6 protein-coding genes are annotated in these 12,259 nt (G+C 41.3%); 1 reads left to right on the forward strand and 5 read right to left on the reverse strand.

The window, feature by feature from the left end:
* The first annotated feature begins 12 nt into the window (after nt 1-12).
* The gene (locus ATG70_RS12880; protein ID WP_257147686.1) at nt 13-429 is read left to right on the forward strand and encodes a cytochrome-c oxidase; all 417 of its coding nucleotides are present in this window, start codon (nt 13-15) and stop codon (nt 427-429) included.
* A 116-nt stretch (nt 430-545) separates the two neighbouring features.
* Here the strand turns inward: ATG70_RS12880 and ATG70_RS12885 are convergent, their stop codons facing one another.
* The 5 genes from ATG70_RS12885 to ATG70_RS12905 all read right to left on the reverse strand — a co-directional run bounded on the left by ATG70_RS12885 (nt 546) and on the right by ATG70_RS12905 (nt 12,259).
* Entirely contained in the window at nt 546-2,045 is a 1,500-nt protein-coding gene (locus ATG70_RS12885) for a glycoside hydrolase family 32 protein (RefSeq protein WP_257147687.1), read from the reverse strand.
* Nucleotides 2,046-2,087: 42 nt separating this feature from the next.
* A complete protein-coding gene (locus ATG70_RS12890) occupies nt 2,088-2,684 on the reverse strand; it encodes a YesL family protein (protein WP_098444695.1) in 597 nt (198 codons plus the stop codon).
* A gap of 36 nt (nt 2,685-2,720) precedes the next feature.
* Nucleotides 2,721-3,746: a LacI family DNA-binding transcriptional regulator gene (locus ATG70_RS12895; protein WP_257147688.1), complete on the reverse strand. Its 1,026-nt coding sequence runs from the start codon at nt 3,744-3,746 to the stop codon at nt 2,721-2,723.
* Between the two features lie 214 nt (nt 3,747-3,960).
* Complete coding sequence (locus ATG70_RS12900; RefSeq protein WP_098444696.1) at nt 3,961-9,873, reverse strand: GH32 C-terminal domain-containing protein; 5,913 nt, start codon at nt 9,871-9,873, stop codon at nt 3,961-3,963.
* A 166-nt stretch (nt 9,874-10,039) separates the two neighbouring features.
* Nucleotides 10,040-12,259, reverse strand: a complete 2,220-nt coding sequence (locus tag ATG70_RS12905) for a GH32 C-terminal domain-containing protein (RefSeq protein WP_098444697.1) — start codon at nt 12,257-12,259, stop codon at nt 10,040-10,042.

Raw genomic sequence — 12,259 nt, forward strand, 5'->3', positions numbered from 1 at the left:
AGGAGGGATTCAATGAAAATGGGCGTATGGTTTCTTAAATTGGCAGCTCTTTATTTCCTAATTGGAGTGAGTATGGGGTTAGTGATGGAGATGATCGAGGATCACAGTTTGGCAGGCGCTCACGCTCATATTAACTTATTAGGTTGGGTTTCAATGGGCTTGTTCGGTTTTATCTATATTCTATTCCCCAAAGCTAGTGAAACACTTTTAGCAAAACTTCATTTCTGGCTTTATAATGTATCACTCCCCTTATTTATGCTTGGGCTATCTTTCTTCCTTGCAGGCAATACATCCCTAACCGTTTTGCTCATGATCTTTCCTAACCTCCTTGTCTTAAGTGTCATCCTGTTCGTTATAAACATGTTTTTAAATTTGGAAGCAGAAGACATGACTCACTTAATTAAAAAAAATGAAAACTCGTCACTCTAATTCTATTAAGGCGTTTTAGAGAAAGCATAGGTAAAGGCCGAGTTTCCAATTAGAAACTCGGCCTTTACCTATAACGTATATACTTTCAAAGTCTCTCTCCTATTTCCGAATACAAGTTATTGATTAGACCAAACCGACTTCAATCGATTTATCTCCATCGAATGAATAAAACCTTCACCGCTACTGTATAACTCCAGACCATTACGATCCTCTTTCGGAAACACCAAATTTGTAAGGACCGTTTCCCCACCATCCCCAAAAATTTCAATGGAAGAGCGATCAATTAATACGGTCAACCGCAAACGTTTATGAAGAGATTCCATTTTCACTGTCTGTTTACACGCGAAAGAGGAATGAAAAGAACAATCTCCAGATCGACTTCGATCAAAGGTTAGTATTTCTGTTCCTGGATCATATTCGATGATCGTCTCTTCTTTATCAGATTTTAAGACCTTTAAGCCCACTACTTCTGATGAACCAGGATCAAGATCAATGGTTATTGCAAGGGTGTTTCCACGAATACCAGCTAGCACATTTTCTCCTGATTGTATTTTTTGTTCTTTGAACAGGGCTAAAGGCTCTTTAATATTATTAAGTTCTGTAACAGGAAGTTGGGTAAGTTTGACACCAGCAGAGGTGGATTTCAGGAAGAGTTCTCTTGGAATTGTCATCGCGCTTCGCCAACCTTCTGTAGGCGTTTCATTCGCATAGCGCCAGTTACTCATCCATCCAATTAAAATCCTTCTCCCATCATGATCTGGTAAGTCTGACCACGTTACACCTGCATAATTATCTCTTCCGTGATCAAGCCAGCACACATGATCTGGATGATGATCGTTTCGAAACGTTTCGCCATCAAATTCACCAATAAAATATTGTGTTTTTGAACCGCTCTCAACATCTGGATGGTCTCCAAGGCTAACGATTAAAATCCACTTTTGTTTGGATGGGTCGTGATCAACTGGTAGTTTAAATAAATCAGGGCACTCCCATACCCCCTGATGCGACCCTTCTTTCTCTCCAAACGTGCTCGCAAACTCCCAGTCGATTAAATTTAATGACGTGTAAATACTAATTGATTGCCCCGAAGCGATGACCATGACCCAGCGATTTGTTTCTTTGTGCCAGAAAACTTTAGGATCTCGAAAATCTAGAATTCGAGGTTCTGAAAGGACCGGATTCCCTTTATAAAATGTCCAGCTCCTCCCATTATCGCTGCTGTAAGCTAGACTCTGCCGTTGCCTTGGTCTCTCGGATCCAGGGTATGTATCCGCATGAGTGAAGATTGCTACGAGACCACTTTGCCCATTAAAGAAACCAGTTGTATCATCCCAGTCGACAACCGCACTTCCTGAGAAAATAGCCCCGTTTTGATCGGGCTTTAACGCAATAGGGAGGTGCTCCCAGTGAATGAAATCTTTACTCACCGCGTGTCCCCAATGCATCGGTCCCCACACGCTACTATAAGGATGGTATTGATAGAATAAATGATATTCTCCGTTAAAATAAACCATCCCATTTGGGTCGTTCATCCAATTTGATTCCGGAGTGAAATGAAACTGAGGTCTATGCTTCTCTGAATAGTTGCTTCGAGGAATCACTTGTTCAACATCCAATATTCAGCACCCTTTCCGTCAACAAAGTTTTTAACGAAACCATTAATTGATTTGTAGTTTACTAATTGCCTTCAGGAACCAATAACTAATAAAGTAAGCTAGAATACTTGTAATAAAAAACAGTCCTGCTGGATTATCTAACAAGAAATAGACTGTCCCGATGGTGACAACACCAATGATCATCGTTGAATACGGGCTTGCTACAACAAGAAAAAATGAATTTCTCACCAGTTCGTGCCACTTTGCTTTTACATGAACCATCATCGGAAATACGTATATGGTTATCAGAATAAAAATGATGCTTAGTAAAACACTCACAATAAAAATCACCATTTCAACCACTGAGCCAGTTAGAGATACGATTTGGAAATTAAGGTATAAAGAAAGTCCAACTAAACTCCAAATAAGGGATAAACCAAAGCTTTGTTTGAAATTCTCCTTAAATAACTTAAAGAATGTAATGAATACACCCGCTTCTCCTTTTTGAAGTTGCCACGTTCTAACAACACCGAACATAGCCGCTGTTGAAGGGAAAATCGTGATGATTGGAACGCACATAATCGCCCATATGAAACTGAGAAAGAGGAAATCCACTGCTTTTTCTAGAAAAGAAAATACCTTGTATTTATGATCTCCCAACTCACTCTCCTCCCGTCGTATCAATCTACTGTTCTCCTAACATGAACTTCGTATTTCTAAGCTGGATGGCAAGCTCACACAGGAAGATTCTTTCTGCGGATTTTCTAAACGAGCGAGCAACAATTCTGCTGCTCTTTCGCCTATCTCATGAATTGGCTGTTTAATAATGGTTAAAGGTGGATTGGTTGCTTCAGTCCATTCGTAGTTATCATAGCCAATGACAGCCATCTGTTCTGGTACTTGAATCTTGCTTTTATTTAACGTTACGACTGCTCCTAATGTTAGAATGTTGTTCCCAATCATAACCGCCGTGCATTTAGACTGCTCAAGTAGTAACGCCATGGCATTTTTGCCAGCTTCCAATGAGGCTTCATCAATCACAATCATTGATTCATCAACCTGGAGATTGTTTTCTAATAACGCATGCTTATATCCTCTAAGCCGTTCATCACTTGTCGTTAGGCCAAGTGGACCTGATATATATCCGATTTTTTGATATCCCTTCTCAATAAAGTGATTCATCGCCTCATACGTGCCTTTGAAGTTATCGACAAGCACACAGTCACAATCAATCCCCTCTGGCTTTCGATCAATGAATACAATGGGTAACTGATCTTCAAATTCTTTTAAATAGCTATGATCCCCGTAAGTTGGAGCCATAATTAACCCATCGATCATTTGATTTTTAAACATATTGATTTGTTGAATCTCATTTTCAATTTCTTCATTTGAATTACTTAGAATTAACTGATAGCCAATTTCCTTAAGCTTTTTCTCAATGCTGTGAGCAATTGACATAAAGAAAAAACCCGAGGTATCCATTTCTTTAGCAGGAATGATCAAACCGATCGTTTTTGAACTGCTGCTTCTAAGACTTCTAGCTACGAAGTTCGGACTGTAGTTAAGATCCCGCATAGCCTGATAGACCTTTTTCTTCGTATTTTCAGAAACATACCTCGTTCCGTTAATCACGTGAGAAACGGTGGCCGTTGAGACACCTGCTTTTTGAGCGACATCTTTCATTTTTGAACGCATATTGCTTCCATCTTTAACGGTGCCCATATCTTTTTCACCTACTTATCAAATTACTCGCTCCTTTAAAGCTGCTAATCACATAACGCGTAATCGATTACGTTACTTTTTATAAAAGAAGCTCTTAAAAAGAGCTTAAGTAAACGATTACGTATACTATAGCATTAATTATAGTTATTAAAGTAAGCGCTGTCAATTAACTTTTTATATTATATAAAAAGAGTATATTTCTACAAGAAACAGCTTAATTCTCGTTAATAATACTGGCTTTATTTAGCTGATAGATCGCTAAAGATTTCACGGTTACTTCACCATCGATTGCGTACAGCTCTAGCTGATCACTCGTTAGATTTGGAAAGATTTGATCTGAGAACACAACCTGACCATCATTCGCGAAAACTTCAATAGAAGATCGATCAACAAGTAAGTGGAGTTTTACTGAATCATTCGAAGGCATCATAACTGCTTCATGCTTCGCACCAAAAGACTGGCTAAAACTCGTATCACCAGACTTAGAACGATCTAACGATAACGTAGCATTTGTCATGTTGTAACTGACTTCTGTGAATTCGTCATGACCTACCCGAACTTTAAAACCAAATTCTTTCGCTGTTGATTGATCTGTTTGAAATTCAGCAACAATTTCTAACGTATCACCTTTTATATCCGATAATAGATTCTCGCCAGCTACCACAACTTCATTCGTCCAATTACGTTCTTCCCCTCTCAAACTTCGAAGCTCACTGACAGGAGTTTGAACGAGGCGAACACCTAAATTCGAAATACTTTTCAAATTTAATTCCTTTGGGATTGTCATTTTGCTTCGCCAAATAGAAGTTGGAATCGCTTGACCATACTCCCAATTATTCATCCATCCCATCGCAATTCGACGTCCATCAGGTACATGATTAAAAGTTAGCGGAGCATAATAGTCAGCCCCATGATCGGCATATAGTACGGTACTCGCTAGATTGTCATTACGAAAGGTCGTTCCATCAAAATCACCAATAAAATATTGCACACCTGATCCACCAGCAGGAGAACCTTTACTAAGACTTACCTGCATCACCCATTTGGTGTTGTTTGGATCACCATCCACTGGCAATGGGAAAAGATCTGGCACTTCCCAAACCCCTTCATGGTATCCTTGATTTTCACCAAAGTCGCTCGCAAATGTCCAATCTTTCATGTCCTCCGAATGGTAGATTCGAACAAATTGCTTTTGAAATTTATCTTCCACTGCAAGCAGCATCACCCATTGATTGGATTCTTCATGCCAGAATATTTTCGGATCTCTAAATACTGAAAATTGGTCGATGTTTGTTAAAACAGGGTTTCCGGCATACTTCTGCCATGTTCGACCGTTATCATTGCTGTAAGCGAGACTTTGACTTTGATTTCCGCCTTTTTCATGCGTAAACATCGCCACCATGGCTTCTTCCCCAAACCCGGCCGTATTGTCTTCATCCACAACAACGCTACCTGACCATATAAATCCGTTCTCATCTTCTTCTAGCGCAGTCGGTAGACGTTTCCAGTTTACCAAATCCTTACTAACCGCATGCCCCCAATTCATTGGTCCCCATGTGACGCCAGTTGGATTATACTGATAAAACACATGGTATTCTCCGTTATGATAAACAAGCCCATTAGGGTCATTCATCCAATTTTTCTCGGGAGTATAATGAAACTGTGAACGGTACTTTTCGTACCGCTCACTTGTTAAAAGATCCTCTTCTGTATTGAATACATGAAAGTCATCAACATTGATATGGCCCCATCCGCCGGTAGCCTTGTCCACCACCTTGATGAATACCTCTTCACCTATATAAGAAGAAGCGTCCCAGTAAACCCGCTTATACTGTTCACTCTCTGTACCGGTCGATTTAAAGAGCTCCTTCCCATCAGCTGCATTTACGAGAGAAACATATAAGTGATCACTACTTTTCCCTCCTCCAATCAAGAAGTCAATCCACCCACTTCCATAGAGTGTAAAGGGCTCTGATTGCATTTCACCTATTTGAGCGTCTCCACCATCTTTGAAGTTCCACAGGTGATAGGCGTCTTGATGATTGAAGCAACATTCCCACTCCCACTCTTCATCCTGTGTGACATCTTGGTCACTAAAGGCCTCCCCGGTAACCGTCCACCCGCTCAAGTCTCCCTTCTCAAAATTGGAGTTCGCTATCGTTACGTTATTCGGAGGCTTCACAGGAGCATTCACATCATCAATACTAATGTGCCCCCAAGAACCTTTGGAACGATCAACAACCTTTAGATAAACTTGCTCTCCGATGTAATGAGAAGCATCCCACTTAACTCGGGTATAGCCTTCCTGGTTCCCCCCACTTACTTTCATTAGCTCTTTCCCATCTGAACTTCTTACTAGTGCAACGTAAAGGTTATAAATATCGTTCCCTCCAGAAACGAGGAAATCGATTTGTCCATTTCCTCCAAGCGTGAATTTTTGAGAACGTATCGAACCAGTCTCTGCATCATCACCGTTATGAACACCATAAAGATGGTAGCGACCATTTTGATTAAATGGACCTCCCCAACCCCAATCATCAGCAGACGTTACATCAAGATCGCTAAAGGAATCGCCTTCCATAACGGTCCAACCCGTTAAGTTACCTTCTTCAAAATCATGATTCACTAACTCATCATGAGCGGGCTCGTCAACGACGGCAATCGCACTCGTTGCCGTATGACCTCCGTCTCTTGTTTCAGCTTTAATCGTAGTAGCACCTTCTGAATGAGCCGTAACTTTTCCATTCACAACAGTCGCAACGCTTGGATTACTTGAAGTCCATATCACCTCTTTATTCGTTGCTTGAGCTGGCGCCACTTCAGGTGTTAGCCGTTCTGTATCTCCAGCAATTAATTCTAGCGTATCTGGATTGAGTGATACCCCAGTAGCGTTCACCTTTTCATACGCAGAGTTCATCTCCCAAACCTGTAATGATTTTACAGTGACGGATTCACTTTGCTCATTCGCCCAGAGCTGCACACCTTTCGCATCGTCTCTTGTCGGGTAGGCTCTTGTGGTTAACCCTTTTTGTTCATTTAAATAGGCATTGATTTCAGAACGATCCACGTACACATGGAGATTGATCGTCTCTGAATCAGTATCTACCTCTCCACCTTGGTACCATTTTTCCACATCTGGATCGAGACTTGATTTCGTTCGGTTCACCCAAAATTCCTTGCTACTTTCTTTGTAATACACAATTGTTTCTTCTTCCCCATTCGGTGAACGTCTTAAGCTAATTCCCGCTTCATTAGCGGATCCAATGTCTAGTTCTAACTGGATTTCAAGCATGTCTCCTTCTATGTTAGATAGAAGTTGATTCGCTTCTTCCATGGACGTGTCCGATGTCAGATTAATAAGCTCTTCGCCTCGTAATTCGTCCAACTCTCGGATCGGCTTCATCCCTAACTTACCATCACCTCGATAAAAAACCTCTGTTGGTAAACCATAATTGTGAGCATATCCAGCATCATAATCGTCGTTTGCCGGACGCCTCCCCTGCGTAATACTATGAATAACGGTTCTTCCATCAGGCGTTACCATTCCAGCTGGTCCAGTAAAATGGTCTCCTACATCGAGTAATTGAGGCGCGTCATTATCTGGGGTAAACTTAGCTGTCTCAGGATTCCATGTCCCAATCCAATAGTACGTATACCTCGACTGATACTCTTCTCTTTCCATTTTGGCAGGGTTTATCAAGAAGATATGTTTTCCGCTATCTCCTAATGGCAGCAAAATCGGTAGCTCCCAAACGCGTCCAGTTTCTGGATAGGTTCCATAATCTCCAACAAATAAGTCTCCTTCGAAGGTCCAATCTTCAAAACTAGCATCCTTTGAAGAATACACCAGAGCGGTACCTCCAACGGCTGTTCCATCAGATCCTTCTTTACCAGAAGTAACTAGCATGTACCAGGTATCACCATCTTTAAAGACGTAAGGATCTCGAAATTCACCCATGATCCCCTGTCCTTCTTCTTGATCTAGAATCACTTCTGAATTCTTTTCCCAACGGTTAAGATCGTTATCCCCATCCTGCAAAAAAGTACTTCTTGCTAAATTAATGCGCTGATTAGGCTGATCACGATCATCACCCGCTGTGTAAAAGATGACAGGCACACCGTTATCATCGACAACAGTACCACCCGCCCACGCCCCCTCGGGATCAACATCATATCGCCCAGGGATAACGGCATCGTCAACATCTCTCCAATGAACCATGTCATCACTTACAATATGCCCCCATCGGATATGATTCCAGTATGGTCCTCTAGGATTACTCTGATAGAACACATGATATTGACCATTAAAATATATGGGACCACCTGGTTCATTTCCCCAATGATTTGGAGGAGACATGTGAAACTGGGGGCGATGTTGATCGTTAGCTAAAAGACTTCGATCGGTTTTTACATCAGCGGTTGGTAAATTACCATTTAAAGCGCTTACAAAATACTCGTAGGAATCTTTTACATTCCCAGCACTCAAGGCCTGATTGTAAATTTTCACTTCATCCATAAGCCCACTAAACATATTTAAATCAAAGCCATATAACCACATACCATCATTGTTTTTCCCAATCAACAAATCTCTTACACTCGGTTTAATCGCAGATCCAGCATCAAATTTTCGTGATGTTACCTTTTCACCATTCTGGTATAGAATAGCTTCTCCAGTTGTGCTATCGTACGTTGCGACGACGTAAGACCACTCATTTAAAGGGAGTAGTGTATCTGACATCACTTCATGCCAATCGTCTCCAGTACCAAACTGTAACCCCCACGTGCCATGTCGAAAATTCCCTAGTATGAATCCTTCTTTCTTTTCCCGGTTATGCTGATTCACGATTGCAGATAACCGACCTTCGTCTCCATGTTCAAAATTTCTTGGAGCTACCCAGGCTTCAACCGTTAGCGCTTCTTTAGGCGCTGGTAGTTTCGTAGGGCTATGCGTAATCCAGGTAGAGTACCCATCAAATAATAAAGCACCGTTTGAAATGCCGTCTTTCCACAGTGGATCCTTGGCCTCCTGAAAGGCTCCCTTACTAAGATGGTAATCAATTAAGTTGGTTTCACCTGTGACTTGCTCTACAGTATCCTGACCAGTACCTTCATCTAAACTCCAGTGAGCCATTAACCCATCAGTGAAAGGTGAACTGGTTGTTCGAAAGTCATCAACATTGATATGTCCAAACGCCCCTTTAGCATTATCGACGATTTTAATAACCACTTCTTCACCAATGTATTCTGAAACATCCCAATAAACGCGCTGGTACTTTTCCGTATCTCGTCCGGTTTCTTTTCGCAACTCTTTTCCATCAGACGTTCTTACGAGAGCAGCATATAGATTCTCCTCGTCATTCCCTCCTCCAATAAGAAAATCGATTCCGCCATTTTGATCGATCGTAAATGGCTCTGAGTGCAGCTCACCTACTTGATCGTCTCCACCATCGTTAAAATTCCATAAATGGTAGCGCCCCTCATGCAAAAATTCATCGCCTTCACTCCACTCTTCTTCATGAACAAGGCTCTCCGGACCAAACGCATCTCCGCTTACAATCTCCCATCCCCTTATTTCGTAAGGAGTTAGTGCCGTATATTCGAAATCATGATTATAAATAGAAGGCTCCACATGGTCATGTAAAGAAGGGGTCGCAGGAACATTCACATCATCAAGATTGATATGCCCCGTTGTCGTTGAATCAACAACTTTAATCCTAACGACTGTACCTATATGAGCAGAGGCATCCCAACTCTTCTTGGAATATGTATCTGTCCCAGTCCCTGTTTCCTTCATTAATTCTACTCCGTCTGATTCTCTAACGAGAGAGATCGATAAGTGATCCGCATCTGAATCTCCCCCTGTAAGAAAATGAATCTGACCATCTCCCCCAAGAGTAAAGGTTTCAGACTGCATGACCCCAACTTTTGAATCGTCCCCTTGCCCTCCCCATATATGCCAGAAGTTCTTTTGATTAAAGGTTTGTTTATCCCAATAGTGAGATTCATCTGTTACATCTTTCTCATTGAACGTGTTACCACTTACAATTTTCCAACCAGACAAATCCCCTGTTTCGAAACTTGGGTTTGCAATGGTCGTTTGGGCATGAACAGGGTTCGAAATACTCATTTGCAACATGCTACTTATGACTAATAAGAAAGTCAGAGAAACCAATTTCAACCTACAGCGATTGAGCATGAGTTTATAAAGCTCCCTTCAAAATAAGTGACTTATCCATTCGGGCAACTTGGGTTATTAGTTATTAGTTATTAGTTATTAGCACGAGCACAGAACATTAAAACCCAGGCTTCATCTCCCAAACTTCCATCGACTTCACTGTTACCGAATCATTCGCCCATATTTCTAATCCTAATGCTTCGATATCAGGGTATACTCTCGTCGTTATACTTTTTAATTCATTGGCATAGCACTCGACGATCGAACAATCAACATAAATATGAAGTTTTAACTGCTCTCCATTTAGAAGAAGCTTTCCACTTTGAGAGCGGGACTCGTTTGAGTCCTCTGTTTTCTTTTTAACATTTAACGTCTCTTCTGAACTGTTATAATAAAGGACCGTTTCGACATTCCCACCATCAGACTTTAAAACCTTTACACCATATTCACTCGCAACGTCACCTTGAAATTCAACATAGATTTCAAGCATATTTCCTTTCACATGAGCTAAGATGTCATTAGTTTCTTTAACGGATTGATCTTTTAACGAAACGAGTTTTTTCTTGCGTAACTTTATTAATTCTTCGATCGGCTTAACACCTAATCTTCCATCGTCTCGTAACCACAGTTGTACAGGAAGTCCCCCATTATGTGCCCATCCTGCTTCATATTCATCTTTAAGCGAACGCCTTCCTTGAGCGATCGTAAACAAAAGCAAGCGCCCCGTTTTAGGATCAACCATGGCACTTGGTCCTGTAAAATGAAAATCTCCTACATCAATAAGCTGCGGTTCTTTCTGATCTGGTATAAAGCGATAACGCTGTTTATCCCATGTCCCAATCCAATAGAACACTTCTACATCGGCATTTCTTCCAACAGGACTAATGATAAATAGATGCTTTCCCTTTCCAAGCGGAAGTAAAATCGGCAGTTCCCACACTTCACCTAAGAAAGGATACTCCTGATCTTTATCATCGTAAAGAAGACCTTTGCATTCCCAATCCACTAAATTATCAGAAGTGAAAAGAATCGCAGCTCCACTCACGCCTTCTATTCCAGTGCCGACGATTTGGTACCAGATCTCTCCTTCTTTCCATACAAAAGGGTCTCGAAATCCGTCATGATGCAGACCCATATGATTAGGCTGAATCGTTACGGGTACGGGATGTTTTCTCCATTTCTTTAAACCGATATCATGATTTTCCTTATACGTACTTCTCGCTAATCCTGTCATCTGATTTGGCTTCTTTGATGAATGGCCTGCTGTAAAAAACAAAACGGGTAATCCATCTTCATCATAAGCGGCATTTCCTGACCAAATGCCGTCTGGAGCTAAATCATCTGCTTCAGTTTCAATGGCAATAGGTAAGTCGCGCCAATGCACCAGATCATCACTAACCCAGTGTCCCCACTGAATATTGCCCCAATAAGGACCCTGTGGGTTATGCTGATAAAACAAATGGTATTTCCCTTTGAAATAAAGAGGCGCATGCGGCTCATTCATCCAATGACCAGGTGGTGTTAAATGAAATTTTGGGCGGTGCGGGTCACGATCATAAACGCTTCTGTCGATCGCAATGTCTCGATAAGGTAAGGGCGGAATCTCTCCTTTATAAGGTAAAAGGTGATCTTTAAAACTCTTTGTTATTTCTCCTTCACTTAGGGATCGGTTATAGATTTTAATATCATCTAGTAAACCACTAAACATGTTTAACGAAAACACGTTTTCAATCGTCAGCCCATCATTACTTTTACCGATCAAAAGCGCCTCATGACTAGCAGCCATCGACACATTTTTACCGATTGTTTTCTCGGAAACCTTTTCACCATTTAAATACAATGTGATTTGTCCTTCTTGACCGTTAAAACTTGCCGCTAAATGCGACCACTTTAACTTCGGTATCGGAGAATTCTCAGCCCACACTTCGACCCAGCCACCATCTATACCAATCTGAAATCCCCATTTCCCATGCCTATGAACACCTAAAATAAATCCTTCATTTAATCCTCGATTATGTTGATTCACAATACCCGTCAGTCGCTCATCCTCAATTCCACCAAATGAACGTGGAGCTAACCAAGTCTCAATGGTAAACGCTTGATCGATTGAACGAATGCCTTCTTTTCGTTCAATCCAAGTTGAATAACCATCAAATACAAGAGCATGTCCATTTAATCCGCTACGCCACTGTGGTTCATCTGCAGGTAAAGTGGACCGCCGCTCATTAAATACATAGTGAATGACATCTTGATTAGAACCGTCATGGACAATACTTCCACTCCCTTCTGAAAATGCCCAATGCGCTACCAATGATTTTTTTAACTTACTATTCGCCAT

It is taken from the genome of Bacillus sp. es.036, assembly GCF_002563635.1.
In the GTDB taxonomy this organism is placed as follows: domain Bacteria; phylum Bacillota; class Bacilli; order Bacillales; family Guptibacillaceae; genus Guptibacillus.

Coding starts and splice junctions, on each gene's coding strand:
- ATG70_RS12880 (WP_257147686.1), top strand. CDS start 13: ATGAAAATGGGCGTATGGTTTCTTAAATTGGCAGCTCTTTATTTCCTA.
- ATG70_RS12895 (WP_257147688.1), bottom strand. CDS start 3,746: ATGGGCACCGTTAAAGATGGAAGCAATATGCGTTCAAAAATGAAAGAT.
- ATG70_RS12900 (WP_098444696.1), bottom strand. CDS start 9,873: ATGAGTATTTCGAACCCTGTTCATGCCCAAACGACCATTGCAAACCCA.
- ATG70_RS12905 (WP_098444697.1), bottom strand. CDS start 12,259: ATGGCGAATAGTAAGTTAAAAAAATCATTGGTAGCGCATTGGGCATTT.